Origin of the sequence: Pseudomonas sp. S34 (genome assembly GCF_009866745.1) — a bacterium.
GTDB classification, from domain to species: domain Bacteria; phylum Pseudomonadota; class Gammaproteobacteria; order Pseudomonadales; family Pseudomonadaceae; genus Aquipseudomonas; species Aquipseudomonas jessenii.
Map to the genome: position 1 here is coordinate 4665442 of NZ_CP019398.1, position 26905 is coordinate 4692346.

The following is a 26905-nucleotide window of genomic DNA, read 5'->3' on the forward strand; positions in this document are numbered from 1 at the left end:
ATGCTGATCCCCCACGACCAACTTCAAGTCGACACCCTCACCCGCCTGATCGAGGATTTCGTGACCCGCGACGGCACAGACAATGGTGACGACACCCCCCTGGAAACCCGCGTACTGCGCGTGCGCCAGGCGTTGACCAAGGGTCAGGCACTGATTGTCTTCGACCCGGAAAGCGAGCAGTGCCAACTGATGCTCAAGCACGATGTGCCCAAGCACCTGTTTGACTGAAGTCTTCAGCGTCCCTTGGTTTTCGCCAGTTTGTTCTGGATGCGTTCGTAGATTTCGCAGCGGTGCACATTGACGTCCTGAGGCGCCTCAACGCCAAAGCGGATGTTGTTTCCGTTGATCGCGAGAACGCGCACGGAAATGTTGTCACCGATGGAAATGGTTTCGCCCACAACGCGAGTGAGTACGAGCATGAGGAGTGTCCTTCAGGGGTTTCTGGCCCTTGAAGATGCCCGGCCCGCGGTACGCCTACAATGCTCCGACAGCAAACCAGACCGGACTGACAGCCCTTGACGCACACCACTTACGGAAAGGTCTGACAGGCCGGTTGATTGTAGGGCCGATCTGTCAGGACGCGGAGAATCGCGGCCCGAACAGGATGATGCTCGCGCCGATCACGCACAGCGCCACGCCGAGCCAGTCCGAACCCAGCGGACGAATCCGCTCGACCACGGCCAGCCAGCCGATTGAGGCAACGATGTAGATGCCACCGTAAGCGGCGTAGGCGCGGCCGGCGTAGGTGGCTTCGATCCGGGTCAACAGCAAGGCGAACAGGGTCAGGCTCAGGAGCGCCGGCACCACCCACCACATGCTTTTACCCTGGCGCAGCCACATCCAGAAGGCAAAGCAACCGGCAATTTCGAACAGCGCGGCGACGAAAAACCACAGGTAATTGAGCATGCAAGCGTCTCGCGAGGATGGCCGATGGCGGCCACCCTAACCACAGCGTTGCCTGCGGGCAAGATCAGCTTGCGGATTGCCTGGCCTTGGCGCGCATTTTGTCGGCCATGGCGGTCATTTCGTTGTAGAGCAATTGCGGGTTCTTCTGCTTGATCGCCCAGGCCATGCGGCCCTGTTCGTGGGGCAGGATCATGAACTCGCCGGCGGCGACCTGCCGATAGATGTAGTCGGCGATGTCGGCGGCGCTGATGGGCGAGCTTTCCAGCAACTTGCCGACCTGGGCTTTCATGGCCGGGGTCGGGCCACGGAAGGAGTCCAGCAGGTTGGTCTGGAAGAACGACGGACACACGACATGCACGCCGACTTCCTGATGCGCCAGCTCGATCAGCAGGCTTTCGGACAACGCCACCACGCCCGCCTTGGCCACGTTGTAGTTGCTCATCGCCGGGCCTTGCATCAGCGCGGCCATGGACGCGATGTTGATGATCTTGCCTTTGCTTTTTTCCAGCAGTGGCAGGAAAGCCTTGCAGCCCTTGACCACGCCCATCAGGTTGATCGCGATCTGCCAGTCCCAGTCCTCCAGGGACAACTCACTGAAGAACCCGCCAGACGCTACACCCGCGTTATTGACGATGACATCGATGCCGCCGAGTTTGACCTCGCAGGCCTGGGCGAACGCTGTCAACTGGCTGTAATCGCGTACGTCGCAGCGCTGGATGAAACCGTCGCCGCCCGCTTCGCGGACCAGCTTGAGGGTTTCCTGCAAGCCGGGCTCGCTGACGTCCGACAAAGCCAGTTGCCAGCCTTCACGCGCCCAGCGCAGCGCGATTTCGCGACCCAGGCCAGAGCCTGCACCAGTGATCATCATGCGATTTTGCATAGCAGACAGCCTTGTTGTTCTTGGAAGATGCACCGAGTGTAGCGAAGGAAATTGCCCGACCCACGCTCCATCAGATTGCTGAATGGCCCGAGCAAACTGCGGGAGCGTCTGACGCAATCAAGGCAACTACAAAAAATAAGAACCCGTGCGAAATACTTCAAAAAAACTTGGAATTTTCCTGCAAGCGCAACAGTCCGAATTTTTAAGCAGCTCGAATTTACTTCATTCCCGCTGACCTTGATTGGCATGGTCAATCCACTGCATTTTCGACAAGGAAATAGACATGGGCACAATACTGATCATCATTCTGATCCTGTTACTGATCGGTGGTTTACCGGTCTTCCCGCACTCCAGAAGTTGGGGTTACGGCCCGTCCGGTATCATCGGCGTCGTATTGGTGGTGCTGTTGATCCTGCTCTTGCTTGGCCGAATATAAGTATCCGCCAGGCAAAAAAAAGAGGCCCTTGAAGGGCCTCTTTTCTATTGCGTCACAACTTAGTCCGGCTTGCCATCAATGACACCGGCGGTGTTGTCCAGCAGGCTCTTGGTCGCTGTTTGCAGGAACGCTTCGAGCTTGAGTTTCAACTCGGCGGTACGCGGCGCATCAGCAATGACTTCGGCGCGAGGGTTGGCACCCAATTCATACTGATACAACTTCGGCGCCATGTCCTTGTCCTTCGGCAGGACCAGAATCTGGTCCGCGGTGAGGACGGCCGTGGTCTGCTCGCTGCCCGACGGCTTGATCACACCAATACCGGCGTCGCCTTCCGGCAGGTTGAGCAGGTCGCGTCCCCAGCACTGATGACGTACTTCGCCACCGATGCGGCCCATGATGGTCGGCACGATGTCGATCTGAGTGCCCACGGTGTGGTCACGCTGGCCGAACTTTTCCTGGATGCCCGGCGCGATCATCAGCATCGGCACGTTGAAGCGGCCCAGGTCCATTTCGGTGATCTGCCGTTCGTTACCAAAACCGTGGTCACCGACGACGACAAACAGGGTTTCCTTGAAGTACGGCTCCTTGCGGGCCTTTTCAAAGAACTGGCCCAGTGCCCAGTCCGAGTAACGCATGGCGGTCAGGTGTTCGTTCAGGTTGCCACGATCGGTCACGCGCTCGACCGGCAATGGCGTCGGCAAGGCGTAAGGCGTGTGGTTGGACAGGGTTTGCAGCAAGGCATAGAACGGCTTGCCGTTTTCCCGCGCCTTGAGCTCCACCAGGCCACGGTCGAACATGTCCTGGTCGGACACGCCCCAGGTCGGATCAGAGAACACCGGATTCACGAAATCGTTACGGCCGATGAAGTTGGTCATGCCCTGGTTGCTGAAGAAACCCGACTGGTTGTCCCAGGCGAAATCGCCGTTGTAGACATACACGTCGTCGAAGTCACGGGCGCTGAGCAACTGCGGCAGACCGGACAGCTTGTGGCTGCCTTCCGGGGTCTGCATCAGGTATTCGAAGCCCGGCAGGTTCGGGAAACAGGCCATGGTGGCGAACATGCCCTGGTGGGTATGGGTACCGTTGGAGAAGAAGCGGTCGAACAGCAAGCCTTCCTTCGACAGCTTGTCGAGGTACGGCGTGATGTTGCCTGGCCCACCCAGCACACCCACCGAGTGACCGGCCATGCTTTCCATCAGGATCACGACGACGTTCTTGATCGGCAAGGTCTTGTCGGCTGGCGGGGTGTAATCGCGACGTACCGCCGCGGTCTCGCCATCCACCAGTTTGTCATCCGCCATCACCAGCATGTCACGCACCACTTGCTGGGCTTGTGGCTGTGGCAGCGTGGCTTTCCAGATATTGTCACGATCCTCGGACATCCGGCTCTTGGCGGCGGCGACCAGAGAAAGCGTACCGTTGAGACCCAACTGGTTGGCGAAATTGGAATCTGTGGTGTAGACATCACCCCAGCGCATCGGCGGGCCTTGGCGCAAGGTGCCACGGGCCGCGACGACGCAGATCAGCAGGCAAACCACGAACACGCCAATGCGTGCATACCACGGCGCGACCTTGCGTGTGCCGATGCTGCCGCCACTGAACGGGCCACGAGGGCGGGTCGCACGGTCGGCACCCTTGAATGCCATGCTCAGGATCACGGTACCCAGAGCCCACGCCAGCAGATAGCGGACCACCGGGAAACCATACCAGAGCATGCTGGCCACGGTTTTCGGGTCTTCCTTGACGTACTGGAAGACCAGGCCGTTGAGGCGCTGGTGGAATTCACGATAGAAGTCCATCTCCATCAGGCCCAGGAACAGCGCGATGCTGGAGACCACTGTCAGCCAGAGTCGGAACAGCCCGCGTGCCGCCATGGCCCGGGCGCTGAACAAGGCCAGTAGCAACGGAATACTGAGATAGACCACCAGGCGCAGGTCGAAACGCAGACCGTTGGCGAATGCCTCGAGGAAGGTCGAAGCCGGTGTGTCGAGGATCATCGAGCTGTTGTAAGCCAGCAGCGCGACGCGCAGCAGGCTGAACATGACCATCATGACCAGGGCACACAACAGCGTGTAGGCCAGATGCGATTTGACGGTCGGTTGCAGCAGGCGACTAGAAGCTCGCTGCTGACTCAGGGCGTCCGGGATTGCCATGTCGTTTTAGGACCCATTGGAAGTTGAAGTTTCAAAAATACAGCTGCGCCTTGCCCTCTTTTCGGCCCGTACCAGGCCTGGGGGTTTGCGCGGTGCGCAAATGTTGCACGATCAACGGCAGCATTGCCATTGATAACTACCCTCATCCCGAGTCTTTCATCCTGCATTCAGCCATACGCTGCGCGTTACGGGAGAGGCGGCGAATTGTCTTGGAGAGTGGGTGAAAATTTCGTGCAACGCATATCCGGAAACAAATTAAAACCTGAGCGTCGTTCAAAAAAGCAAACGCCCCGATCGAGTCGGGGCGTTACGAAGTCACCTCAAAAGAGTGACACATTTACTTCTCGGCGCGTTCCTTGAGGGCTTTCAAGGTATTGAACGGGGCATCCACCACGAACTTGTTGGCCACCATCGACGGCACGCTGCCGCCCGGCTCGGTGTGCACCTGATAGGTCACTTCGATCTGGTCGCCCTTGGGTACGAACTTCCAGAAACCGTCGACCTTGGTGACCCGGACGAAGCCTTTTTCTTCAGGAATGTATTTCGGCACGCCTTCGAGCTTGCGGGTCAGGCTGCCATCGGCCCCTTCGATGGTGGTGATGTGCAACACCGAATCACGAGGAGTAACCGGCCACGGGGTGTTGAACTGAGTGTAGGTCCAGCTCTGCTCACCTTCGTGCTTGAGCAGCTTCTGGGTTTTGCATTCGTGAATCCAGGCGCAGGCTCCGGACACGTCGTCCTGCAACGCACGCAGCTTGGCCATGGTGGTCTTCATCAGCGTGACGCCCTGGTAGGCCTTGTAGTCGGAGCCGGCCACTTCACTCAGGGAGATCTTGATGCCGTCTTCGTCTTTCTTGACCTTCCAGTCTTCGGCCTGGGCCGTCGAGGTAGCCAGCACAACCGTCAAACCACACAGCACAGCCATACGATGCAGCGAACCCATAGTCTTATTCCTTATTGTTGAAGTTCCGTTCGTAGAACACATCACGCCGCCGTCATTTGCTCCCACCAGCCGATCAACCGGATGGCTTCTTCGCTGCTGCTTCCGCACACCTCGGGATCGGCCTCGAAGGCGGAACACACCGCCGGCCGTTCCGGCTGGCCGAAAATACTGCACAGGTTATCGGAGGAAAGTTGCAGGCAACGCTGCCCCGCGGCCTTGCCATTGGGCATACCGGGAATCGGTGAACTGATGGAAGGGGCAATGCAACAAGCGCCACAGCCCTCACGGCATTTCATGACGACAAGCTCCTCGCGACGAGCAATGTGTTAATGGACGGGGCACAGAGTACCCGTTAAAACAGGTGTTTTAAATTACCTGCGAGCGGGTTTTTCAACGCAAACGAGCATGACCGGCCAGTCTCCGACAAAGCGTCTGGCCTGCGGCTCGCGGATCCTGACGGGGTTACTGCTTAAACTCGAAATCCAGTGCCGCGCCTTCGACCTCGTGGCGTTCTTCATTTCGCAGTTGCAGCTGCATTTCGTTGCTGAGCAGGCGGCCGTTGAGCTGGAACTCGCTGTTGCCGCTTTTGTCACCGAACATCTGGGGTAACAACGGTTCGCGCCTGACCAACGGCACCGTTCCGACCGGCTTGAGCTCTTGAACCATATCCTTGGGCAAGCTCAGATCCAGTTTGGTAGATGGAAGCTCGGTCTTGGCCACCTCGCTGGCCGGTTTCGATTTGGAGGCAATGGGCGGACGCTTTTTCACGGGCGCAGCCTGCTTACCGGCCACCGAGGCTTTTTTGACAGGTGCGGCTTCTATCGGTGCGACGTGGAAACTGCCGGTAGTCTGATCCTGCTCGGTAGCAGCCACGACGGATGCCGGCTGAATACTCGCAATCAGGCAGAGCAAAAGCCAGGCGGCAGGAAAAGTCGGTTTCATGTATCCAACGGTGGGTGCAAACGGCAGAGATGCATATGCTCGCCTGTTGCAGCCCACAAGACAAGCGCAGTCGCAGCCTGTTACAAACCGCCAGCCATCTCCTGGCAGAGTTGGGTGGCCAGCATGCCCAGGGTCATCAATGCACGCTCGGCCTCGCGGTTCCACGGGATGCCGCAGTTGAGCCGGATGCAGTGATTGAATTGCTCGGTATTACTGAAGATCAGTCCCGGCGCGATACTGATGCCCTGCTGCAATGCCCGCACGTGCAACTCTTGCGTATTGACCCGCCCCGGCAGACTGACCCACAGAATGAAGCCGCCGGTAGGTCGGGTCATCTGCGTGCCTTCAGGAAAATACTGCTGCACGGCCAATTGGAAGGCACTGAGGTTTTTCCGGTACTCCTGACGGATGAAGCGCAAATGCCGGTCGTACCCGCCATTTTCCAGGTACGCGGCAATGCCCATCTGGGTCACGCTGCACGCGGAATGCGTACTGAAGGTCTGCAAGCGCTGGATTTCCTGCTGATACTTGCCGGCAATCATCCAGCCGATCCGCACGCCAGGCGACAGGGTCTTGGAGAAACTCGAGCAATAGATCACCCGGTCCAGCCGATCATAGGCCTTGAGAGACTTGGTGCGCCCCTGCTCGAACATCAGCTCACCGTAGATGTCGTCTTCGACAATCTGGATATCGAAGTCCGACGCCAGGCGCAGCAATTGTTTCTGCCGCTCCTCCGGCATGGTGCCGCCCAACGGATTGCTCAGGCGGGTGGTCAGCACCAACGCCTTGATCGACCATTGGTTGGCCGCCAGTTGCAGGGCTTCCAGGCTCATGCCCGTGGCTGGATCACTGGGGATCTCGATGACCTTGAGCCCCAACAGGTCGGCCAGTTGCAGCAACCCGTAATAGGTCGGCGACTCGGCCGCGATCAGATCGCCCGGACGGGTCAGCACACGCAAGGACATCTGCAGCGCATCGACGCAGCCGTGGGTGATCACCACTTCCGACGGATCGACCACCACGCCGGCATCGCGCATGCGGATCGCCACCTGTCGGCGCAACGGCTCGAAACCAGGGCTGAACATGTAGCTGAAGGCCCGCGGGCTATGGAAACGGGTGACTTTGGCCAATTGCTGATGCAATGCCCGCACCGGCAGATAGTCGACACTCGGCACCGCAGCGCCCAGCGGGAAGACACCTTCACGACGGGACTCGACCAGGACTTGCTGAATGATGCTGCTGCGGGTGACCAGCCCGGGGCGCTCGACCCGGGCGATGTCCGGCGTCGGCGCGGTGAGCGCCGGCGTCTGGTGCACGTAGTAACCCGACTGCGGCCGGGCGCGGATCAGCCCCTGATCCTCGAGATTGGCATACGCCTGCAACACCGTCGCATGGCTGACATTGAGCTGCGAGCTCATCTTGCGCACCGAAGGCACGCGCTCCCCCGGCTGATAGACCCCACGGCGGATGTCTTCGGCCAGTTGTTGAGCAATACGTTGATAGAGCAAAAGATTGGTCATGACGCAGCACTCGATTTCACGGGCATTTTATTCTTGTGTGAAACAATACCGGAACAGTTTAGAAGTGTACGGGGACAGTTGCCACAATAGTCGACCGTACAGTGCAGTGTCAGCAAAATCTGTACTGTTTTGTGCGGTAATCGGCAGGCATAAAAAAACCCGGCACTGCATGGCAGGCCGGGCTTTCCAGCGACGCAACCCTTAGCGGGCAGCGCCGAGCTGGCCCTTTTCGTCGGAAAACACAATTTCCACCCGACGATTCTGCGCCCGGCCCCGTTCCGACGCGTTCGCGTCCACCGGATACTCGTCGCCATAACCCTCGACCTGGATGCGCTTGTCGTCGATACCCAGGTCCATCAGCACGTCAGCCACCGATTGCGCGCGGTCGCGGGACAGCTTGAGGTTTTCCTGCTTGCCCCCGGTACTGTCCGTGTAACCTTCGATCCGCACCACTCGCTTGGGGTTGAGTTGCAGGAACTGCACGATCTTCAACACCACACGGTTGGCCGACGGTTTCAATTCCGCTTCGCCGGTGTCGAACAGCATGTCGCCCAAGGTCATCACCAGACCGCGGTCGGTCTGGCTGGTCGTCAATGCCAGGATCTGCTCCTCGAGCCATTTGCCTTGCTGCTGCACGCTGAACAGTTTGGATTCACGCAATGCCAGTTGCAGACGCTGCCGTTCCAGTTCGAGTTTCGCCGCTTGCTCTTCGTTGAGCACCTGATTGGTGTGCTCCCGGGCAATGGCGCTGTAGCGCTGGCTCAGGTAGGCGTAATGCACCACGTCCGAACCGCTGCCCCAATAGCTGGACAGGCGATCGGCACGGGCCAGGGACTCGCCGGCGCGAATCACGTCCTTGGGGGCGATTCGCAGCACATTGGAGTCTTCCTTGACCTTCTGAAAGTCGGCACCGGCCTGCTGCAACGCGGACTCGCTGTGCTGGCTGGCGCAGCCAAAGAGGCTCGCGCAGCCTGCCAGGATCAAACCGCCGAGGGCTTTGCTCTTGAGGCTCATTGGGCATCTCCCAGTTGCTTGCGCAGGCGGGCGATGCGGGTGTTGAGCACGTTCAACTGTTCCTCGCTCTTGGCCGTCAACACCTTGGCTTCCGCCAGGCGCGCATCGAGTTCGGCCTGCTCGGCCCGCATGCGTGCGTTTTTGAAGGATTGATCGGTCATGTTGCCCTTGGCGCGGTTGAACTTGTCTTCGGCCAGTTTCATTTCCGGCACATCGTCGGCGGTGGCGCCTACGGCCTTGGCCTGTTCGAGTGCCTGTTCGGTCAGGCGAATCTGTTCATTCGGCGCAGGATCGGTTGCACAACCCGCCAGGGCGGCAAAGGCCACGGCAGCGAAAAGAGGTCGAATACTCACTGAAAATCCTTACTGTTTTGGGGTACTGACGGGTTGTTGCGGGGGGCTTGGCTGTGGTTGTGAGCGTTGTGCTTTCCATCGCTCGATATTGCGCATCAGCACGGCCTCCGTCAGTCCGGACGCGGGCAATTCTGTCATCTTTTTGGCCAACTGTCCGCGCAACCACGGATCGTTGCACGCCGAGTCATGGGAAATCGCCAGGTACAGGCCAGATTTGTCGACCGGTTGCGAGCGCGCGACCAGGTCAGCGGCCATGCCCAGTGTCTGCGCGGTCGCCATGCCCGAGTAACGCCCTGCCAGTACAAACTCGACCTCGCCCAACAGCAGTTTCTGAAAGGCCTGGGTCAGGTTGGACGTGCGCGTGAGGGTCAGTTGCTGTTCGGCAAAGGTGCTGAATTGCGGGGTCATTCGGGCCTTTTCCGACACGGCACTGGGATGGCCGTGCAGGTCCTGTGCTTCGTTGTAGACCAGTGTCGAGTCCTTGCGAGTCCAGACCAGGTAGTCGTTTTCCAGCAAGGCTGGATGGATGTAGTCCAGGGTCTCCAGCTCGCTGACGGTCAACGTCGCGTCCGCCAGCATGTCCATGCGCCCGCTGCGCACTTCGTCCAGGGCCTGGGCGCGCTTGCCGGCATAAAGCAGTTCGACCTTGAGCCCCAACTCCCCCGCCACTTGCTGCAGCAAATCGGCGCTGGCACCGATCAGGTATTTGGGATTGTGCGGGTCTTGCCACAGGTACGGCGGTGCGTCCGGGCTGCCGGTTACCACAAGGCGCTCGCATTTGCCTGCAGCGACAGACAGCGCCGGCAATAGCGTCAATCCCAGCAAGCTCCACACACAGCGCAGATCCATCGCTTCACACTCCACTCATACCTGGTTATGCCCCCCTGTAGGAGCGAGCCTGCTCGCGATGAACGTTAACGATGACGCGTTCATTCTGGAAAAACGCGGCGCATTTGAGTCCATCGCGAGCAAGCTCGCTCCTACAGAATGAAGAGCAAAAAAAAGCCCGACCAAAAGGCCGGGCTCTTTATAAGTGAAGCAGCCGGATTAGACCAGCTTCTCCAGCTCAGGGATGGCTTCGAACAGGTCCGCCACCAGGCCGTAATCGGCCACCTGGAAGATCGGCGCTTCTTCGTCCTTGTTGATCGCTACGATCACTTTGGAGTCTTTCATGCCGGCCAGGTGCTGGATCGCGCCGGAGATACCGACGGCGATGTACAGCTGTGGAGCAACGATCTTGCCGGTCTGACCGACCTGCATGTCGTTGGGTACAAAACCTGCGTCGACCGCGGCGCGCGATGCACCGACGGCAGCGCCCAGCTTGTCGGCCAGGGCATACAGGTGTTTGAAGTTGTCGCCGTTCTGCATGCCGCGACCACCGGAAACGACGATCTTGGCAGCGGTCAGTTCCGGACGATCGGACTTGGCCAGCTCTTCGCCAACGAAGCTGGAGATGCCAGCGTCGTGGGCAGCGCCAACAGCTTCAACGGCAGCGGAGCCACCTTCAGCTGCAACCGGGTCGAAACCGGTGGCACGCACGGTGATCACCTTGACCGCAGCGTTCGACTGAACGGTAGCGATGGCGTTACCGGCGTAGATCGGACGCTTGAAGGTGTCGGCGCTTTCTACCGAGATGATCTCGGAGATCTGGTCAACGTCCAGGGCAGCGGCAACGCGCGGCAGGATGTTTTTGCCGTTGGAAGTAGCGGCAGCCAGGATGTGGCTGTAGCCCTTGCCCAGTTCTGCAACCAGAGGAGCGACGTTTTCCGGCAGCTGGTGAGCGTAGGCAGCGTTATCGGCTACCAGCACTTTAGCCACGCCAGCGACTTTCGCAGCGGCTTCAGCCACGGCGCCAGCGCCCTGGCCAGCGACCAGAACGTGGATGTCGCCACCGATTTTGGCGGCAGCAGCAACGGTGTTCAGCGTGGCCGGGGCCAGCACTTTGTTGTCGTGTTCAGCAATAACCAAGATAGTCATTTAGATTACCTTCGCTTCGTTTTTCAGTTTCTCGACCAGTTCAGCCACCGACTTGACCTTGATACCCGCGCTGCGTGCAGCCGGCGCTTCGACTTTCAAAGTCTTGTTGGTGGAGGCGGTGGAAACGCCCAAAGCATCCGGAGTCAGCACTTCGAGAGGCTTCTTCTTGGCTTTCATGATGTTTGGCAGAGACGCGTAGCGCGGCTCGTTCAAACGCAGGTCGGTGGTGACGATCGCCGGCAGTTTCAGGGAAACCGTCTGCGCGCCGCCGTCGATTTCACGGGTCACAGCTACGCTGTCGCCGCTGATTTCGACTTTCGAAGCGAACGTGCCCTGACCGTAGCCGCTCAATGCAGCGAGCATCTGGCCAGTCTGGTTGTTGTCGCTGTCGATGGCCTGTTTGCCAAGGATCACCAGCTGAGGCTGTTCCTTGTCGACAACAGCTTTCAACAGTTTGGCAACAGCCAGGGAAGTCAGGTCTTCGGCGGACTCGACGAGGATGGCGCGGTCGGCACCCAGAGCCAGCGCGGTGCGCAGTTGCTCTTGAGCGGTGGACGGGCCTACGGAGACGACGACGATTTCAGTCGCAACACCCTTCTCTTTCAGGCGTACGGCTTCTTCCACGGCGATTTCGCAGAACGGGTTCATCGACATCTTGACGTTGGCAAGATCGACGCCGGAATTGTCCGCCTTGACGCGAACCTTGACGTTGTAATCCACAACGCGTTTGACAGCTACAAGAACCTTCATGGATTCCTCGTTACTCTCCGGTGAAAAGAAAGTCGCCTAGGCGAACCTGGCGGTTGATGCTCATCGGGCGCAAGGGCACCTCCAAAAACGCCGGCAAAGCTGTCAAGTGACCATCGCTCATGATCTGGATGACCGTTGGTCAGTGGTGACTGACGAGTCATTCAACATCGCGGCGTGTAAACTGCACATCAAACCCGCGCAGCGCATCACTCTCTACTGCCATCGCCCTGTCTTTAGAGGTGCTCTTGAAACCAACAGCCAGCCTACGGCGAGCGCAAAACCGCCCGTATCTTGACCGGAACGCCTATTCCGGTCAATACGCCAAAATGGCCGTTCATAAGGCGCGTGACTTTGATTTCTCTGGCTTTGAGCCAATTCAAACAAACGTTTGTATTGGACGCTGAGAGTGGTGTAGATATAATGCGCCACCAAAAGAGAAAGGTGGTCAATCGATTGTCCTCTTCCGGCGTTGCGCCGGAATTCATGGATGCGACACCCGACTTCCAAATTAGAAAAAAAACTGTTGAGCCTTGAGTAGGAGATAACCTGTGGAACGCGAATACATGGAATTCGACGTGGTCATCGTCGGTGCCGGCCCCGCTGGTCTTTCCGCCGCCTGCCGCTTGAAGCAGAAGGCCGCTGAAGCCGGTAAGGAAATCAGCGTCTGCGTGGTCGAAAAAGGCTCCGAAGTCGGTGCTCACATTCTGTCCGGCGCCGTGTTCGAACCACGGGCCCTGAACGAACTGTTCCCGAACTGGAAAGAACTCGGCGCGCCGCTGAACACGCCCGTCACCCGCGACGACATCTTCGTGCTCAAGAACGCTGAAAGCGCGCAGAAAATTCCAGACTTCTTTGTGCCCAAGACCATGCACAACGAAGGCAACTACATCATCTCCCTGGGCAACCTGTGCCGCTGGCTGGCCCAGCAGGCCGAGAACCTGGGCGTGGAAATCTACCCTGGCTTCGCCGCTCAGGAAGCGCTGATCGACGAAAACGGCGTGGTTCGCGGGATCATCACCGGCGACCTGGGCGTTGACCGCGAAGGCAACCCGAAGGAAGGCCTGTATACCCCGGGCATGGAACTGCGTGGCAAGTACACGCTGTTCGCCGAAGGTTGCCGTGGCCACATCGGCAAACAACTGATCAAGCGCTTCAACCTGGACACCGACGCTGATGCCCAGCACTACGGCATCGGCCTGAAAGAAATCTGGGAAGTCGACCCGGCCAAGCATCAGCCAGGCCTGGTAGTGCACACCGCCGGTTGGCCGATGGACATCATGGGCACCGAGAACACCGGTGGCTCGTTCCTCTATCACCTGGAAAACAACCAGGTCGTGGTTGGCCTGATCGTCGACCTGTCCTACAGCAACACCTACCTGTCGCCGTTCGACGAGTTCCAGCGTCTCAAGCATCACCCGGTGCTTGCTCAGTACCTGGAAGGCGGCAAGCGCATCAGCTACGGCGCACGTGCCATCTGCAAGGGCGGCCTGAACTCGCTGCCGAAAATGGTGTTCAAGGGCGGCGCGCTGATCGGTTGCGACCTCGGCACCCTGAACTTCGCCAAGATCAAAGGCAGCCACACTGCGATGAAGTCCGGCATGCTCGCCGCTGAATCCGTGGCCGAGGCGCTGTTCGCCGAGAAGGACGGCACCGAAGAGCTGACCACTTACGTCGACGCGTTCAAGAAGAGCTGGCTCTACGAAGAACTGTTCGCCAGCCGCAACTTCGGCCCGGCGATCCACAAGTTCGGCGCCATCGTCGGCGGCGGCTTCAACTGGCTCGACCAGAACATCTTCGGCGGCAAACTGCCGTTCACCCTGCACGACACCAAGCCGGATTACGCTTGCCTCAAGCTCGCGGCCGACTGCAAGAAGATCGACTACCCGAAACCGGACGGCAAGCTCAGCTTCGACAAACTCAGCTCGGTGTTCATCTCCGGTACCAACCACGAAGAAGAGCAGCCATGCCACTTGAAGCTGGCCGACGCGAGCATCCCGATCAGCAAGAACCTGCCGCTGTACGACGAACCTGCCCAGCGTTACTGCCCGGCCGGCGTGTATGAAGTGATCACCAAGGAAGACGGCGAGAAGCGCTTCCAGATCAACGCCCAGAACTGCGTTCACTGCAAGACCTGCGACATCAAGGACCCTGCACAGAACATCACCTGGGTGGCGCCGGAAGGCGCTGGCGGCCCGACTTACCCGAACATGTAAGCCGAACCGCTGAACATCAAGGCTCCCGAAACGGGGGCCTTTTTGTTGCGTGCGATTCATGTACTGCAGAAGATCCAATGTGGGAGCGGGCTTGCTCGCGAATACGGTTGATCCTTCACCATTTATACTGACTGACACACCGCTTTCGCGAGCAAGCCCGCTCCCACAGGGGATTTGCGGTGGATCAGGCAGCGCGTTCATCCCCGGGATTACGCTCGAAGTACCGCTTGTACTCGCGACTGAACTGCGACGTGCTCTGATACCCCACCCGATGCGCCACCTGCGCCACACCCAGCCCCTCCCCCACCAACAACTGCTGCGCCCGCAGCAGACGCAATCGCTTCAGGTACTGCACCGGTGACAACAAGGTGCTGCGCTTGAAATGCTCGTGAAAGGTCGACGCACTCATGTTGGCGCAACTGGCCAGGGTCTCGACGTTCAACGGTTCGGTGTAATGCGCATGCAGATGACTGAGGGATGCCGCGATCCGGGCGAATTGCCCCTGCTGCTCAACCAGTGCCCGCAACACATCGGCTTGCGGACCGCGCAAGGCGACGAACAGCAACTCACGCAAACGCGCTTGCCCCATGATCTGGCATTCCAGCGGATCGTGCAGGCAACGCAGCAGCCGCTCGACACAACCGCGCATGGCGTCATCGAGCACTGCCGAGGTCATGGACTCCGGTGTTTGCGCCGGAATATGCCGCCCCGGCGCCAGGCCCATCGCCAACACCAACTCGCCCAGCATCACCCGGTCGATCGCGACGGAAACACCCAGCATCGGCCCGCTGGGCGCGGCAAAGGTTTCACACTCGAACGGCACCGGCAGCGCCTGAATCAGGTAATGCCCAGCACCATATTCCAGGGTGCGCGGCCCCAGGTACGCCAGTTTGCTGCCCTGGGCGATGATCACCAGGCTCGGCTCATAGATCTGCGGCCCACGGGCCACGTCGCAACTGGCCCGCAGAACCTGTACGCCCGGCAACGCAGTCGGGACGAAACCGTCGCGAGTGGACAGCGGCTCGATCAGCGAAACCAGGGTGGCATTGGCATCAAGGTAACGGGTCAACAGCATCGGGGCTCTTCACAAAAAAGGTCACAAAAAAGGTCACGGATTAAGGGACGAAAGCATCATCGCAGGTCTGATTGCCAATGGGTTCGAACAGAGGCGGATGCCGGAGGAATAGGCATGACACCCGGAGGAATCGCCATGGCCGGTACAGGGGACGACGCCCAGAATGCGCCACCTCACCCGTCAGCGCTTTTTGCGAGGTTCACCATGTACACCGCCATCGGATACGCCGCCCAGTCGGCCACCACTCCCCTCGCCCCCGTGAAATTCGAACGTCGCAGCCCAAGGCCTGACGACGTTGCCATCGAGATTCTCTACTGCGGCGTCTGCCATTCCGACATCCATCAGGCCCGCAACGAGTGGGGCATTGCCGTTTACCCGCTGATGCCTGGTCACGAAATCGTAGGCAAGGTGACCGCCGTAGGTGCGAGTGTCACCCAGCATAAAGTCGGCGATCTGGTCGGTGTCGGCTGCATGGTCGATTCGTGCCGCAGCTGCGAAGCCTGCCAGGCCAACCTCGAGCAATACTGCCTCGAAGGTCCGACCATGACCTACGCCACCCCGGACCGCGTGGATGGCAGCAACACCATGGGCGGCTACTCCGACAGCATCGTGGTCAGCGAGCACTTTGTGGTGCGTATCCCGGAAAAACTGCCCCTGGCCAGCGCCGCGCCGATCCTGTGCGCCGGCATCACCACCTACTCACCGCTCAAGCACTACGGCGTGAAGGCCGGTGACAAAGTCGGGATTCTCGGCATGGGCGGCCTGGGCCACATGGGCATCAAGTTCGCCAAGGCCATGGGCGCCGAGGTGACCTTGTTCACCCGTTCGGCGAGCAAGGCCGAAGAGGCTCGTCGTCAGGGCGCGGACCATGTGATCGTGTCCACCGATGACGCCCAGATGCAGGCTGCGGCCGGGCACTTCGATTTCCTGCTCGACACCATTCCGGTGCAGCACGACCTCAACCCTTACCTCGATACGCTGCGATTCGACGGCGTACATATCCTGGTGGGGTTGATCGAACCGGTGGAGCCACCGGTACATGCCGCCAAGCTGGTGTTGGGGCGTCGCGTGCTCGCCGGCTCGCTGATCGGCGGCATCGCAGAAACCCAGGAAGTGCTGGATTTCTGCGCCGAACACAACATCACCTGCGACATAGAGATGCTCGACATCCGCCAGATCAACGAGGCTTACGCCCGCATGATCGCCGGTGACGTGAAGTACCGCTTCGTCATCGACATGGCGACCTTGAAAATCTAAACCTTCAAGCCAAGCTCCGCCGACAGCCGGGCCGTGACCCCTTTGATCAGGGGAATCAGCTCGGCCATTTTTTCCAGCGGCATGTAAGGCACGGTACTGGCAATGCTGATGCCGGCGACGATGCGCTTGCTGGCATCACGGATCGGAGCGGCCACACAGCGGATCGACGGTTCGTTGTCTTCCAGGTCGAACGCATAACCGCCGGCCACATACTCGACCATGCGCTGCTGAAACTGCTCCCAGGATTGCTCCGGGTGCTGCGGCCAGAACTGGTTTTTCCCACCCACCGGCAGGCTGACTTCGTACAGGCGCTGCCACTCTTGCGGCGAATCATCGAGCATCAGCGCCTTGCCGATCCCGGTGCGCGCCAACGGCATGCGATGGCCGACCCGCGAACGCATTTCCGGGCCATTGCGCCCCGGATTCTTGTGCAGGTACAGCACTTCGTCGCCTTCACGGATCGCCAGGTGAATGGTGTCGCCGGTCAACGCCGACAACTCATCCAGGTACGGCCCGGCCAGGGTTACCAACGGCAGCTCTTCACGGGCCTGAAAGCCCAGTTCGATCAGTTTCGGCCCCAGCAAATAACCGACTTGCGGCACCACCCGCAGATAACGCTCGTCCACCAGGCAACTGGCCAGGCGATGGGTGGTGCTGCGCGTGGTGCCGATCAGCCGGGCGATTTCCTTGAGATCGCGGGCGCCGCTGGCCACGGCCTGGACCACACCCAACCCGCGAAGCAGGGTCTGGGTGCCGGTCGGCGCGGCGTCCTTGGCGATTTTTGGGGCGTCTTCCTGCATATCCAGCCTTTACCGTTGAGCGAGTGAACGGGCGGCATTATGGTCGCCCGCGTGCCACGACTACAACTTGATACGCTCGACCTTGCCCACCAGCAAGATGTAGGACAGTGCGCCAATCAGTGCCAGCACCGAGATGTAGGTGATCGCCGGGGCAAAAGAATCACCCGTCGCGAGGAAGCCGATCACAATAGGCGTGGCAATCGCCGACAGGTTGCCGATGAAGTTGAACACACCGCCGGTCAGCCCGAGCAAACGCGCCGGAGCCAAGGTCGATACCAGCGACCAGGTAATCGAAGCCAGGCCATTGCCGAAGAATGCCAGCGCGAGGAAGGCAATCACCAACGGCGTCGACTCGACAAAGTTGGCGCCAATGATCGAGGTGGAAATCAGCAGGCCACTGATGATCGGCAACTTGCGGGCGAAACCTACCGTGTAACCGCGACGGATCAAAAAGTCCGAGAAGAAACCGGAACACAGCACACCGATAAACGCGGCGAGAAACGGCAGCGATGCCAACAGGCCGGACTTGATGAAGTCCATGCCGCGATACTTCACCAGGTAGGTCGGGAACCAGGTGAGGAAGAACCACAGTGTCGAGTTGAGGCAGAACTGCCCGAGGTAAATGCCCCAGAGCTTGCGCTTGGTCAGGACAATCCCCAGGTCGGTCCAGCTGAATTTGGCTTTGACCCTGGCCTGTTCGGCCTGGATATCCACCAGCCCGCCGCCCTCGCGGATCAAATCGATTTCCGCGTCATTGGCACCTTTGAAATCCCGTGGCTCGCGATACACCGCGTACCAGATAACCGCCCACACAATACCCACCGCGCCGGTGGTGACGAACACCATGTGCCAGCCGAATTCGTGCTGCAGCCAGGCCAGCACCGGCGTCAGGAAGGCCAGACCGACGAATTGCCCAGAGGTATAGAAACCGATGGCCGTGGCACGCTCGCGCTCGGGGAACCAGGTGGTGACCACACGGCTGTTGATCGGGTACGCCGGCGCTTCCAGGGCGCCGACTGCCATGCGCAACACGAACAGCGCGATGAAGCTGCCGGCGAAGCCGAGCATCACCGTGGCCACCGACCACAGCAGCAAGGCAACACTGTAAAGGATGCGCGGTGGCACGCGATCCACCAGCCAGCCGCCGGGGATTTGCATGGCCGCGTAGGTCCAGCCGAACGCTGAGAAGATCAGGCCGACGTGGATCGGGTCGATGCCCAGGTCACTGGTCAATGCCGGGGCAGCGATGGACAGGTTGCTGCGGTCCAGGTAGTTGATCACCACGGTGATGAACAACAGCACCATGATGAAAAAACGCTTGCGGCTGGGCGTCACCAACGACGCCTGCCCGGTGAGGGTTTGCGGTTGCATGAGGGGTGCCTCTTCTTATGGTTATTGAGGTCAATGAGAAAGCCGGGGAAACGCAGATCCCTCTATCCATGGAGATCTAGTGTGGGAGCGGGCTTGCTCGCGAAGACGGCTGCACATCCAACATTGATGTGACTGACAGGACGCTTTCGCGAGCAAGCCCGCTCCCACAGGGGACGGTGGTGTGTCAGTGACTCACCACTCGGCAAAACTGCCATCGGCATGGCGCCAGATCGGGTTGCGCCAGCGGTGGCCGATGGCGGCGCGTTCGATCACGTATTCCTCGTTGATCTCTATGCCCAGGCCCGGGCCGTTCGGGATCTTCACGAAGCCTTTGTCGTAGTCGAACACCCTTGGGTCTTTGACGTAATCGAGCAGGTCGTTGCTCTCGTTGTAATGGATGCCCAGGCTCTGTTCCTGGATGAACGCGTTATAGCAAGCCGCGTCCAGTTGCAGGCACGCCGCCAGGGCAATCGGGCCCAACGGGCAATGCAGCGCCAGCGCCACGTCGTAGGCTTCGGCCATGTTGGCGATCTTGCGGGTCTCGGTGATGCCACCGGCGTGGGAGGCATCCGGCTGGATGATGTCGACATAACCTTCGCTGAGCACGCGCTTGAAATCCCAGCGCGAGAACAGCCGTTCGCCCAGGGCAATCGGCGTACTGGTCAGCGGCGCCAGCTCTTTGAGCGCTTCGTAGTTTTCGCTCAGCACCGGCTCTTCGATGAACATCAGCTTGTACGGATCAAGCTCCTTCATCAGCACCTTGGCCATGGGCTTGTGCACCCGGCCATGGAAGTCGACGCCTATGCCGACGTTCGGGCCGACGGCATCGCGCACGGCAGCGACGTTGGCCAGGGCCTGGTCGACCTTGTCGAAGGTATCGAGGAATTGCAGCTCTTCGGTGCCGTTCATTTTCACCGCGGTAAAACCACGCTCGACCGCTTCTTTCGCCGCACGCGCGGTGTCCGCTGGACGGTCCCCGCCGATCCACGAGTACACACGAATCTTGTCCCGCACCTGGCCACCCAGCAGATCGCTGACCGACACGCCCAGCGCCTTGCCCTTGATGTCCCACAAGGCCTGATCGATACCGGCCAGAGCGCTCATGTGGATCGCGCCGCCACGGTAGAAGCCGCCGCGATAGAGCACGGTCCAGATGTCTTCGATGTTGCGCGGGTCTTTGCCGATAAGGTAATCGGACAGTTCTTCAACGGCAGCGGCAACGGTGTGGGCGCGGCCTTCGACCACGGGCTCACCCCAACCGGTGACGTCCTCGTCGGTTTCGACCTTGAGGAAGCACCAGCGCGGCGGAACGATGAAGGTGGTCAGTTTGGTGATTTTCATCTTTTGGCTCTCTTATTAGATGCAGCGCGCTCGGCGCTCAATGAAGTCTTAGCGAAGGGCTTTCCAGGTAGCGACATAGGCCTCGGCATTGGCCGCCACTTGCGTAGGCGTCATGCCCGGTTTGAACAGGCCGGAACCGAGGCCGAAACCTTTGACGCCGGCGTCGATGAACGACTGCATGTTGTCTGGCGTGATCCCGCCAACCGGCGCCAGCAGGGTTCCGGCAGGCAATACGGCGAGCCAGGCTTTGACGACTGCCGGCCCCATCTGCTCGGCCGGAAACAGCTTCAGCACATCCGCGCCTTCAGCCAGTGCCGTGAAGGCTTCGGTCGGCGTGGCGACACCCGGCGACAGGTACAGCCCTGCCGCTTTCGCCGCGCGCAAGACCTTCGGATCGCTATGGGGCATGACGATCACCTGGCCGCCCGCGGCTTTCACTTGCTCGACCTGCTCCGGCGTCAACACCGTACCGGCACCGATCAGGCAATCGGCGGGCAAGGTACTGCGCAGGATGCGGATACTTTCGTACGGTTCAGGGGAATTGAGCGGCACTTCGATGACGCGAAATCCGGCGGCGTACAGGACTTCGCCGATGGCCGCCGCTTCCTGCGGGCGCAGGCCACGCAGGATCGCGATCAGGCCGTTTTGCGCCAGGGCTTGTTTGAGCATGTCAGGACTCCAGTCAGGTTTAACGGGATGCGGTGCACGTGACCAGGCCGGCAGCCAACGCCAGTTGCCACAACCCGCGTTCGGTGGCCTGTTCGGCCAGGGTCACCCGGGCAAAACCGCAGGCGTCGAGCGCACGGCTGTAGCGGGCACAGAGTTGGGTGTTGCCGATGAGGATGATCGAAGGCAGATGCACACTGTTGCGTCGGCGCCGCTGGGCATTGGCCAAGGCCGTCAACTCGTGGCCGATCAGCAGGCCGGACAGATAGTCCGCCTGGGCGATTGCGCTCAACTCGCCGGTCAGCCCGAGACTGCGGGCGCTGAACATCGTCGACAGCAGGCCGATTTCACCGTGCGCCGACAACGCGACCTTCACGCCGCGATCAAACGCATCGCCATCGAAAGACGCGCCACATTGTTGGGTGCGTCCGAGAATGCTGTGTTGACTGAGCACGGCGAAGACTTCGCCGGTCATGAAAGTGTCGAAGTGCACGATGCAGCCGCCGGCCACTTCCACCCATTTCGAATGGCTGCCCGGCAGGCCTATCAGCAGATCAGCGCCCGCCTCGCTCGTCAGGTTTTGCAGCACGCCGAGTACCTGGGTTTCTTCGCCGCGCATCACGTTCGGCAAAGGCGAACGCTCGATGACGCCGGGCACGATGTGCACATCGACGCCGCGCCAGCTGCGCACGGTTTGCAAGGAAGTACCGAGCGTGGCGACGTTCGCCGGCGTGTCCCGGTAGGCCGCTTCGCTCCAACCCTGGGCGCTGCCGACCATGCCGCAGGCAATCACCGGCAAATTCGGCTGGGCGTCGAGCCAGTCGCCACAAGCCTCATCGAAGGCCAGTTCGAAACCATCGGCGCATTCCCGGCCGCCAATGATTCGCGGCGCTTTCGGCAGCTGCATGATCCCCGACGACAGCGAACGCTGTTCGAGCACTTGCCCGCCTTCGGCCAGTTTGTAAGCACGTAATGAGGTTGTCCCCCAGTCGAGCGCGATCAATTGCGCCTGCATCGCTTCACCTGTTTTGGTTTTTGGCAGTGAGTGAGCGGGACTATAAACCTGCGAAGGGACAAATCTCAATATATAAATATCAATCCCACATTATGAGACAAGGCAAAAAAATCGCAGCCCGAAGGCTGCGATCTTTTGGAAGCGATCAGTTACCCGCTGCAAAATCCCGCAACACCGCCCCATCCATCCGATAGCGCACCCACTCCTCCTGCGGCTGCGCGCCCAGGGATTTGTAGAAATCGATGGCGGGCGTATTCCACTCCAGCACGCTCCACTCGAAACGGCCGCAGTCGTTGGCGCAGGCGATTTTCGCCAGATGCCGCAACAGGGTCTTGCCCGCGCCACCGCCGCGTTGTTCCGGGGTGATGTAGAGGTCTTCGAGGTACAGGCAGTTGCTGCCAAGCCAGGTGGAATAGCTGAAGAAGAACACCGCGAAACCGATGGGTGCACCCTCGCGCAGGCAGATCAGGCCATGGGCTGTGGCGCCTTCGCTGAACAGACTGCGCTCGATATCGGCAACGCTGGCGATGACTTCATGGCGGGCACGTTCGTAGTCGGCCAGTTCAGTGATGAACGCGAGGATTTGCGGTGCGTCACTGGGGGTCGCCGGGCGGATTTCGATCGTCATGGACGTGCCTTGTCAAAAGTGGAAAACGCCATACTAAGTCGGCGCGGTATTTGTGGCGAGGGAACTGTCCCAACACCTGTAGGAGCGAGCTCGCTCGCGATGGTCTTTAACGATAACGCGTGCTTTCTGGATACACGCGGTGTTCTCGGGTTCATCGCGAGCAAGCTCGCTCCTACAAAGGGGGTTTACTCCGGCCGGCACTAACCCTGGAATCGATAACCTCGGACCTAATATTCGGGGTCTGCGTGGTTAGATAGACGCGCTGCTTATTTATCCGGTCAAGGAACCGCGTCATGCCCACCGCAACACCCCCAGTTTCAAACAAGCTGTTCGGCCTTTTTTGCCTCGCCAGTTACCTGTTGTCATTGTCCTACGGCTCGACGTTTCTGCTGTCGTTGCTGATTGGTTCTCGCGGCGGTAACGAACACGATGCCGGAAGTGTGATTTCGGCGGCAATGCTCAGCACCTTTGCAGCGGTGATTGTTTCCGGTCATTTGTCCGACCTGCTCGGTGCCGCCCGCTCGGTGGCGCTGTTCGGTGTATTGCTGGTAGCCGCCAGCCTGGGCTTCGCCCTGACCCCGGGCTTCGGTCACCTGTTGTTGTTTTTCGGCCTGCTGCTGGGCTTGGGCTGGGGCGTGTTCTACACCCTGGGGCCGATCATCGTGGCAAGCCTGGTGACACCCGCGCAGCGCGCCAGATACTTCGCCCTGTTGTCCGGCAGCATGATGACCGGGATCGGCAGCGGCCCGTTGCTCGGCCGCGCGGCGAGTGCGCTCGGTTATCCGGTGACCGCGGCGTTTTACCTGGCGGCGCTGGCCAGCCTGATCGGCGTATTGCTGTTCTGGCGCCTGGATCGACAACTGAAACCGGCGCCCGCGCAATCTGGCAGCGTGTCGCGAATTTCCTGGCGTGCAGCGGGTCAGGTGCTGTCGTCCAGGGCCGTTCTCCCGATCATCATGGTTGGTCTCGGCGGCTGCGTGTTCGGTGGTCTGTCGAGCTTTCAAACCAGTTATGCCGCAGCGCGCTCGCTCGACTATTCGCTGTTCTTCCTCGGCTTCATGAGTGCGGCGATCAGCGGCCGCATGCTGGTTGCCGGTTTCGTGGTCAAGCGCGATCCATTGCGTGCATCGTGCCTGCTTTCGGGGCTGATGCTGGCATCGATCGTGATGTTCGGTGTTGTCGTCGACAGCAGCGTCAGCTACGTGCTCGCGGCGGTGATGCTCGGGATCGGTTACGGCCTGACCTACTCGGTGATCAACGGCCTGGCCGCCAATGAAGCGCCGAACGGCACCACCGCACAATCCTTGCTGCTGTTCAGCCTGTCGTACTTCATCGGCGTGTTCGGATTTCCATTGCTGGCAGGGAAAATCATTGTCGAGCAAGGCATGCCCACGCTGTTGCTCACGGTGTTGGCGGTTGCCTCGCTCAACTGGCTGATCACCGTGGGCCGCTTGATCTGGCGTAGAGCCACAGCGGTCAGGGCACTGGAGGAGGCCTGAGCCGTTCGTCGCTGACAATGCACCCATCCGGATCGAGGGCGGACTAATCAGGTAAGGACTCTACTCGCTGGAGACACCACCATGACCCTGTCCAGGTTGACCGCCCTCGTTCTCACTGCCCTTTTATCCGCCGCCTCCTTCGCCGGAACCATCGGCTCGAGCACCGGCCCGACCAATCCGGTGGAAAAACCCAGGGCTCCCGCCATCCAGAGTGCCCCCGGCATGAACACCGATGGCACGACGATCGACCATAACCTGCCGCCCGCCACCGGCACCGACCCGCGGATTCAAGGCAACGACGCGGGACGACAGTTGCCAGGCCGCAAAACACCCAGCAGCGGCGGACTTGGCTCGACCACTAGCGGTGACTCGGGTGACGACGACAGCGACAGCCAATGACTTCCGGTTTGAGGACAAAGGAATTGGCCGAGGCGCTGCGCAAGGCATACTGCAGACAGTTGCTCCCACAGGATCTGTGCCGGACCACAATACGATGGTGAGCGCTCAACCCTGTGGGAGCGGGCTTGCTCGCGAAAGCGGTGGTTATGACACATTAATGCCGGATGTGCCAACGCCTTCGCGAGCAAGCCCGCTCCCACAGGTGTAATGAGTGTCAGCGCTGTTTCAGGCGGTCAATCACGACGGCCAGAAGCAAAATCGAACCCCGGATCACATACTGATAAAACGTATCGATGTTCTTCAGGTTCATCGCATTTTCGATGATCGCCAGAATCAACACCCCGGCGATCACATGCCGGATCATGCCGATCCCTCCACTCAACGACACCCCGCCCAGCACGCAGGCCGAGATCACCGTCAGCTCGAAACCCTGTCCGATCATTGGCTGGCCGGAGGTCATGCGCGAGGCCAGGATCACCCCGGCCAACGCGCCGATCACACCGTGCACGGCGAAGATGATGATCTTGGTCCGGTCGACATTCACACCGGCCAGCAGTGCCGCTTCCTGGTTGCCGCCGATGGCCATGGTGTTGCGCCCGTAGGTGGTGTAGTTCAGCAGCCAGCCGAAGAACAGGAAGCAGACGATGGTGATCAGGATCGGTACCGGCACGCCAAACATCTGGCCGTTACCGAACACAAAGAACGATTCCTGGGACACCCCCACCGCTTTGCCGTTGGCGAAGATGTAGGCCAGGCCGCGCACGATCTGCATGGTCGCCAGCGTGGTGATCAGCGCATTGACCCGCAGCTTGGCGATCACTATCCCGTTGATCAACCCGACGATCAGGCCCATCACCAGCGCGGCACAGACACCGAGAAACACGCTGTCGGTGTCGCGCATCACCATCGCCGCGACCACCCCGGCACAGGCAATCACCGAGCCCACCGACAAGTCGAAATGCCCGGACGCCAGGCAATACAACATGGTGCAGGCAGCAATGCCGGTGGTGGAAATCGCCAGGCCCAAGCCACGCATGTTCAGCGGTGAAAGGAAGTTGTCGATCAGCAAGGTGCAGGCGACAAAGATGCCGACCGCCGCCAGCAGCATCACCCAGTCATCAAGGAAGCGCCGCAGGTCCAGCGGTTTGCGCGTGGTCGGCAGGGTGTTGTTTTGGGTTGTCATCATAGTCACCTCTCAGTTCGCCACGCCGTCGGTGCGTTGGCGCGGCAAAGCCAGTTGCAGCAGGTTGGATTCGTTGGCCTGTTCGCGGCTCAGCTCGCCACGCAGGGCGCCTTCGCACAGCACCAGGATGCGGTCGGAAATGCCCATGACTTCCATCAAGTCGCTGGACACCACAATCACCGCGATCCCCTCGGCTGCCAGGTTATGGATGATCTGGTAGATCTCGGCCTTGGCACCAATGTCGATGCCGCGTGTGGGTTCGTCGAGCAGCAGCACTTTCATCGGCATCGACAGCCAGCGGCCGAGAATGGCCTTCTGCTGATTGCCACCGGACAGGTACATGATTTTTTGCGCCGCGTTGGGCGTCTTCACTTTCAGCGCCTTGATCTGCTGCTCGGCGTTGTCCTTTTCCCACAGGCCACGCAACAGGCAACCGAAGGTGGAATGGGCGCCGCGCGCACTGATGTTGATGTTCTCGGCGACGCTGGCCAGCGGCAGGATGCCTTCCTTCTTGCGGTCCTCGGGGCACAACAGGATCCCGGCGGCAATCGCGTCCCGGGGTGAACGCAGCTTCAGTTCATGGCCTCGAAGTTTCAGCTGTCCGGCGCTGTTGCGCGCCAGGCCACTGAGCAGGCGCAACAGCTCGGTGCGACCGGCCCCGACCAGCCCGAACAGCCCGAGGATTTCGCCTTTGTGCACCTCGAAACTCACTGGCTCGCGCAACCCCGGCCCGAGCAGTCCGTCGACCTTGAGTGCCACCGCGCCGCGCTGGCGCGGGCGGTAATCGTAGATGTCCTGGATGTCGCGCCCGACCATGCAGGTGACCAGTTGATCGTGGGTCAGTTGGCTCATGTCATCGAACGTGCGCACGTAGCGCCCGTCCTTGAACACCGTCACCGCGTTGCAGATGCGAAACACCTCTTCCATGCGATGGGAGACATAGAGCACCACTTTGCCTTCGTCCCGCAGCCGGCCGATGATTGCCATCAAGCGGTCGATCTCCCTTGCCGAAAGGCTGCTGGTGGGTTCGTCGAAGGCAATCACGTGGGCGCCACGGGACAAAGCCTTGGCGATTTCCACCAGTTGCCGCTGGCCGAGGGACAGGCGCCCGACTTTTTCCTGCGGGTCGATTTCATCGGCCAGGCCTTTGAGGCAGGCCAGTGCCTGCTGGCGCAGAGTGCTGCGATTGATCAGGCCGAAACTGGCTGGCAGATGCCCGAGAAACAGGTTCTCGGCCACGGTCATTTCCGGCACCAGATGCAGCTCCTGGTGGATCACCGCGACGCCACTGCCGATGCTGTCGGCGGTGGACTTGAAGTCCATCGTCCGCTCGCCGATCTGTAAGGCACCGCTGCAAGGCGTGTAGGCCCCGCCGAGAATTTTCAGCAGCGTCGACTTGCCGGCGCCGTTCTCGCCCATCAAGGCGTGAACCTGCCCCGGATGGGCGACGAAGCTGATGTTGTCCAGCGCCTTCACCCCGGGAAAGGTCTTGCCGATCCCGTTGAAGCGCAAGCTGCCGGTAAGGCTGTGTTCGTGTTGGATTGTTTGCGCGTGCATAACCACCTCTTCACACCGATCAGGCGA

The 26905-nt window shown here is 60.2% G+C and carries 28 protein-coding genes; 6 read left to right on the forward strand and 22 right to left on the reverse strand.

Annotated features, from left to right (window positions below; translation table 11 throughout):
* On the forward strand, positions 1 to 228 hold the full coding sequence (locus PspS34_RS20680; protein WP_056727184.1) for a YheU family protein: 228 nt from the start codon (positions 1 to 3) through the stop codon (positions 226 to 228).
* 5 nt (positions 229 to 233) lie between these two features.
* Here PspS34_RS20680 and csrA read toward each other — a convergent pair whose 3' ends face one another.
* The 3 genes from csrA to PspS34_RS20695 all read right to left on the reverse strand — a co-directional run bounded on the left by csrA (position 234) and on the right by PspS34_RS20695 (position 1786).
* Positions 234 to 419, reverse strand: a complete 186-nt coding sequence (csrA, locus tag PspS34_RS20685) for a carbon storage regulator CsrA (protein ID WP_154860296.1) — start codon at positions 417 to 419, stop codon at positions 234 to 236.
* Between the two features lie 154 nt (positions 420 to 573).
* The gene (locus tag PspS34_RS20690; RefSeq protein WP_154860297.1) at positions 574 to 906 is read right to left on the reverse strand and encodes a YnfA family protein; all 333 of its coding nucleotides are present in this window, start codon (positions 904 to 906) and stop codon (positions 574 to 576) included.
* Positions 907 to 970: 64 nt separating this feature from the next.
* Positions 971 to 1786: an SDR family oxidoreductase gene (locus tag PspS34_RS20695; protein WP_008048965.1), complete on the reverse strand. Its 816-nt coding sequence runs from the start codon at positions 1784 to 1786 to the stop codon at positions 971 to 973.
* 277 nt (positions 1787 to 2063) lie between these two features.
* Between PspS34_RS20695 and PspS34_RS20700 the strand changes: the two genes are divergently transcribed.
* On the forward strand, positions 2064 to 2222 hold the full coding sequence (locus tag PspS34_RS20700; protein ID WP_172435350.1) for a DUF3309 family protein: 159 nt from the start codon (positions 2064 to 2066) through the stop codon (positions 2220 to 2222).
* A gap of 59 nt (positions 2223 to 2281) precedes the next feature.
* On the opposite strand, the gene PspS34_RS20705 is transcribed toward PspS34_RS20700, so the two are convergent.
* From PspS34_RS20705 to PspS34_RS20750, 10 genes are all read right to left on the reverse strand, one after another.
* Entirely contained in the window at positions 2282 to 4375 is a 2094-nt protein-coding gene (locus PspS34_RS20705) for an LTA synthase family protein (RefSeq protein WP_159390330.1), read from the reverse strand.
* A gap of 337 nt (positions 4376 to 4712) precedes the next feature.
* A complete protein-coding gene (locus tag PspS34_RS20710) occupies positions 4713 to 5318 on the reverse strand; it encodes an START domain-containing protein (protein WP_057713745.1) in 606 nt (201 codons plus the stop codon).
* 41 nt (positions 5319 to 5359) lie between these two features.
* Positions 5360 to 5614, reverse strand: a complete 255-nt coding sequence (locus tag PspS34_RS20715) for a YkgJ family cysteine cluster protein (RefSeq protein WP_046037440.1) — start codon at positions 5612 to 5614, stop codon at positions 5360 to 5362.
* Positions 5615 to 5780: 166 nt separating this feature from the next.
* Entirely contained in the window at positions 5781 to 6260 is a 480-nt protein-coding gene (locus tag PspS34_RS20720) for a translation initiation factor 2 (protein WP_154860299.1), read from the reverse strand.
* An 80-nt stretch (positions 6261 to 6340) separates the two neighbouring features.
* Positions 6341 to 7780: a PLP-dependent aminotransferase family protein gene (locus PspS34_RS20725; protein ID WP_008050371.1), complete on the reverse strand. Its 1440-nt coding sequence runs from the start codon at positions 7778 to 7780 to the stop codon at positions 6341 to 6343.
* Between the two features lie 201 nt (positions 7781 to 7981).
* Complete coding sequence (locus PspS34_RS20730; RefSeq protein WP_057713742.1) at positions 7982 to 8794, reverse strand: OmpA family protein; 813 nt, start codon at positions 8792 to 8794, stop codon at positions 7982 to 7984.
* On the reverse strand, positions 8791 to 9147 hold the full coding sequence (locus PspS34_RS20735) for a DUF4398 domain-containing protein (protein WP_056727192.1): 357 nt from the start codon (positions 9145 to 9147) through the stop codon (positions 8791 to 8793). Before PspS34_RS20735 ends, PspS34_RS20730 begins: the two co-directional genes overlap by 4 nt.
* Before the next feature lie 9 nt (positions 9148 to 9156).
* Entirely contained in the window at positions 9157 to 9996 is an 840-nt protein-coding gene (locus PspS34_RS20740) for a transporter substrate-binding domain-containing protein (protein ID WP_159390331.1), read from the reverse strand.
* A gap of 198 nt (positions 9997 to 10194) precedes the next feature.
* Positions 10195 to 11124 carry an FAD-binding protein gene (locus tag PspS34_RS20745; protein WP_008004325.1) on the reverse strand — a complete coding sequence of 310 codons (930 nt, stop codon included), beginning with the start codon at positions 11122 to 11124 and terminating at the stop codon, positions 10195 to 10197.
* Complete coding sequence (locus tag PspS34_RS20750; protein WP_015093946.1) at positions 11125 to 11874, reverse strand: electron transfer flavoprotein subunit beta/FixA family protein; 750 nt, start codon at positions 11872 to 11874, stop codon at positions 11125 to 11127. It lies immediately after the preceding gene.
* Positions 11875 to 12422: 548 nt separating this feature from the next.
* Here PspS34_RS20750 and PspS34_RS20755 point away from each other — a divergent pair.
* Positions 12423 to 14087: an electron transfer flavoprotein-ubiquinone oxidoreductase gene (locus PspS34_RS20755; protein ID WP_057713739.1), complete on the forward strand. Its 1665-nt coding sequence runs from the start codon at positions 12423 to 12425 to the stop codon at positions 14085 to 14087.
* A gap of 184 nt (positions 14088 to 14271) precedes the next feature.
* On the opposite strand, the gene PspS34_RS20760 is transcribed toward PspS34_RS20755, so the two are convergent.
* Positions 14272 to 15162 carry an AraC family transcriptional regulator gene (locus PspS34_RS20760; RefSeq protein ID WP_057713738.1) on the reverse strand — a complete coding sequence of 297 codons (891 nt, stop codon included), beginning with the start codon at positions 15160 to 15162 and terminating at the stop codon, positions 14272 to 14274.
* 204 nt (positions 15163 to 15366) lie between these two features.
* Here PspS34_RS20760 and PspS34_RS20765 point away from each other — a divergent pair, with 204 nt between their 5' ends.
* On the forward strand, positions 15367 to 16419 hold the full coding sequence (locus PspS34_RS20765) for an NAD(P)-dependent alcohol dehydrogenase (protein WP_057713737.1): 1053 nt from the start codon (positions 15367 to 15369) through the stop codon (positions 16417 to 16419).
* Here PspS34_RS20765 and PspS34_RS20770 read toward each other — a convergent pair.
* The 6 genes from PspS34_RS20770 to PspS34_RS20795 form a co-directional block, all read right to left on the reverse strand.
* The gene (locus PspS34_RS20770; protein WP_150812222.1) at positions 16416 to 17219 is read right to left on the reverse strand and encodes an IclR family transcriptional regulator; all 804 of its coding nucleotides are present in this window, start codon (positions 17217 to 17219) and stop codon (positions 16416 to 16418) included. The genes PspS34_RS20765 and PspS34_RS20770 overlap by 4 nt on opposite strands.
* Before the next feature lie 60 nt (positions 17220 to 17279).
* Positions 17280 to 18590, reverse strand: a complete 1311-nt coding sequence (locus tag PspS34_RS20775; protein WP_057713735.1) for an MFS transporter — start codon at positions 18588 to 18590, stop codon at positions 17280 to 17282.
* A 192-nt stretch (positions 18591 to 18782) separates the two neighbouring features.
* Positions 18783 to 19931 carry a galactonate dehydratase gene (dgoD, locus tag PspS34_RS20780; RefSeq protein ID WP_159390332.1) on the reverse strand — a complete coding sequence of 383 codons (1149 nt, stop codon included), beginning with the start codon at positions 19929 to 19931 and terminating at the stop codon, positions 18783 to 18785.
* A gap of 48 nt (positions 19932 to 19979) precedes the next feature.
* Positions 19980 to 20600: a 2-dehydro-3-deoxy-6-phosphogalactonate aldolase gene (locus tag PspS34_RS20785; protein WP_154860302.1), complete on the reverse strand. Its 621-nt coding sequence runs from the start codon at positions 20598 to 20600 to the stop codon at positions 19980 to 19982.
* Between the two features lie 19 nt (positions 20601 to 20619).
* Positions 20620 to 21612: a 2-dehydro-3-deoxygalactonokinase gene (locus PspS34_RS20790; RefSeq protein ID WP_154860303.1), complete on the reverse strand. Its 993-nt coding sequence runs from the start codon at positions 21610 to 21612 to the stop codon at positions 20620 to 20622.
* A 145-nt stretch (positions 21613 to 21757) separates the two neighbouring features.
* Positions 21758 to 22240, reverse strand: coding sequence for a GNAT family N-acetyltransferase (locus PspS34_RS20795; protein ID WP_057713732.1), 483 nt, complete (start codon positions 22238 to 22240; stop codon positions 21758 to 21760).
* Between the two features lie 293 nt (positions 22241 to 22533).
* Between PspS34_RS20795 and PspS34_RS20800 the strand changes: the two genes are divergently transcribed.
* The gene (locus PspS34_RS20800) at positions 22534 to 23739 is read left to right on the forward strand and encodes an MFS transporter (protein WP_154860305.1); all 1206 of its coding nucleotides are present in this window, start codon (positions 22534 to 22536) and stop codon (positions 23737 to 23739) included.
* Between the two features lie 81 nt (positions 23740 to 23820).
* Positions 23821 to 24138 (forward strand): hypothetical protein, encoded by a 318-nt coding sequence (locus tag PspS34_RS20805; protein ID WP_154860306.1) that lies wholly within the window; start codon positions 23821 to 23823, stop codon positions 24136 to 24138.
* A gap of 214 nt (positions 24139 to 24352) precedes the next feature.
* Here the strand turns inward: PspS34_RS20805 and araH are convergent, their stop codons facing one another.
* On the reverse strand, positions 24353 to 25321 hold the full coding sequence (gene araH / locus PspS34_RS20810) for an L-arabinose ABC transporter permease AraH (RefSeq protein WP_154860307.1): 969 nt from the start codon (positions 25319 to 25321) through the stop codon (positions 24353 to 24355).
* A gap of 12 nt (positions 25322 to 25333) precedes the next feature.
* Positions 25334 to 26878, reverse strand: a complete 1545-nt coding sequence (araG, locus tag PspS34_RS20815; RefSeq protein WP_154860308.1) for an L-arabinose ABC transporter ATP-binding protein AraG — start codon at positions 26876 to 26878, stop codon at positions 25334 to 25336.
* Between the last annotated feature and the right edge of the window lie 27 nt (positions 26879 to 26905).

Excerpts from the sequence above, each read along its gene's own strand:
- PspS34_RS20680 (WP_056727184.1), top strand. The coding sequence starts at position 1 with ATGCTGATCCCCCACGACCAACTTCAAGTCGACACCCTCACCCGCCTG.
- csrA (WP_154860296.1), bottom strand. The coding sequence starts at position 419 with ATGCTCGTACTCACTCGCGTTGTGGGCGAAACCATTTCCATCGGTGAC.
- PspS34_RS20690 (WP_154860297.1), bottom strand. The coding sequence starts at position 906 with ATGCTCAATTACCTGTGGTTTTTCGTCGCCGCGCTGTTCGAAATTGCC.
- PspS34_RS20695 (WP_008048965.1), bottom strand. The coding sequence starts at position 1,786 with ATGCAAAATCGCATGATGATCACTGGTGCAGGCTCTGGCCTGGGTCGC.
- PspS34_RS20705 (WP_159390330.1), bottom strand. The coding sequence starts at position 4,375 with ATGGCAATCCCGGACGCCCTGAGTCAGCAGCGAGCTTCTAGTCGCCTG.
- PspS34_RS20710 (WP_057713745.1), bottom strand. The coding sequence starts at position 5,318 with ATGGGTTCGCTGCATCGTATGGCTGTGCTGTGTGGTTTGACGGTTGTG.
- PspS34_RS20715 (WP_046037440.1), bottom strand. The coding sequence starts at position 5,614 with ATGAAATGCCGTGAGGGCTGTGGCGCTTGTTGCATTGCCCCTTCCATC.
- PspS34_RS20720 (WP_154860299.1), bottom strand. The coding sequence starts at position 6,260 with ATGAAACCGACTTTTCCTGCCGCCTGGCTTTTGCTCTGCCTGATTGCG.
- PspS34_RS20725 (WP_008050371.1), bottom strand. The coding sequence starts at position 7,780 with ATGACCAATCTTTTGCTCTATCAACGTATTGCTCAACAACTGGCCGAA.
- PspS34_RS20730 (WP_057713742.1), bottom strand. The coding sequence starts at position 8,794 with ATGAGCCTCAAGAGCAAAGCCCTCGGCGGTTTGATCCTGGCAGGCTGC.
- PspS34_RS20740 (WP_159390331.1), bottom strand. The coding sequence starts at position 9,996 with ATGGATCTGCGCTGTGTGTGGAGCTTGCTGGGATTGACGCTATTGCCG.
- PspS34_RS20745 (WP_008004325.1), bottom strand. The coding sequence starts at position 11,124 with ATGACTATCTTGGTTATTGCTGAACACGACAACAAAGTGCTGGCCCCG.
- PspS34_RS20750 (WP_015093946.1), bottom strand. The coding sequence starts at position 11,874 with ATGAAGGTTCTTGTAGCTGTCAAACGCGTTGTGGATTACAACGTCAAG.
- PspS34_RS20760 (WP_057713738.1), bottom strand. The coding sequence starts at position 15,162 with ATGCTGTTGACCCGTTACCTTGATGCCAATGCCACCCTGGTTTCGCTG.
- PspS34_RS20765 (WP_057713737.1), top strand. The coding sequence starts at position 15,367 with ATGTACACCGCCATCGGATACGCCGCCCAGTCGGCCACCACTCCCCTC.
- PspS34_RS20770 (WP_150812222.1), bottom strand. The coding sequence starts at position 17,219 with ATGCAGGAAGACGCCCCAAAAATCGCCAAGGACGCCGCGCCGACCGGC.
- PspS34_RS20775 (WP_057713735.1), bottom strand. The coding sequence starts at position 18,590 with ATGCAACCGCAAACCCTCACCGGGCAGGCGTCGTTGGTGACGCCCAGC.
- dgoD (WP_159390332.1), bottom strand. The coding sequence starts at position 19,931 with ATGAAAATCACCAAACTGACCACCTTCATCGTTCCGCCGCGCTGGTGC.
- PspS34_RS20785 (WP_154860302.1), bottom strand. The coding sequence starts at position 20,600 with ATGCTCAAACAAGCCCTGGCGCAAAACGGCCTGATCGCGATCCTGCGT.
- PspS34_RS20790 (WP_154860303.1), bottom strand. The coding sequence starts at position 21,612 with ATGCAGGCGCAATTGATCGCGCTCGACTGGGGGACAACCTCATTACGT.
- PspS34_RS20795 (WP_057713732.1), bottom strand. The coding sequence starts at position 22,240 with ATGACGATCGAAATCCGCCCGGCGACCCCCAGTGACGCACCGCAAATC.
- PspS34_RS20800 (WP_154860305.1), top strand. The coding sequence starts at position 22,534 with ATGCCCACCGCAACACCCCCAGTTTCAAACAAGCTGTTCGGCCTTTTT.
- PspS34_RS20805 (WP_154860306.1), top strand. The coding sequence starts at position 23,821 with ATGACCCTGTCCAGGTTGACCGCCCTCGTTCTCACTGCCCTTTTATCC.
- araH (WP_154860307.1), bottom strand. The coding sequence starts at position 25,321 with ATGACAACCCAAAACAACACCCTGCCGACCACGCGCAAACCGCTGGAC.
- araG (WP_154860308.1), bottom strand. The coding sequence starts at position 26,878 with ATGCACGCGCAAACAATCCAACACGAACACAGCCTTACCGGCAGCTTG.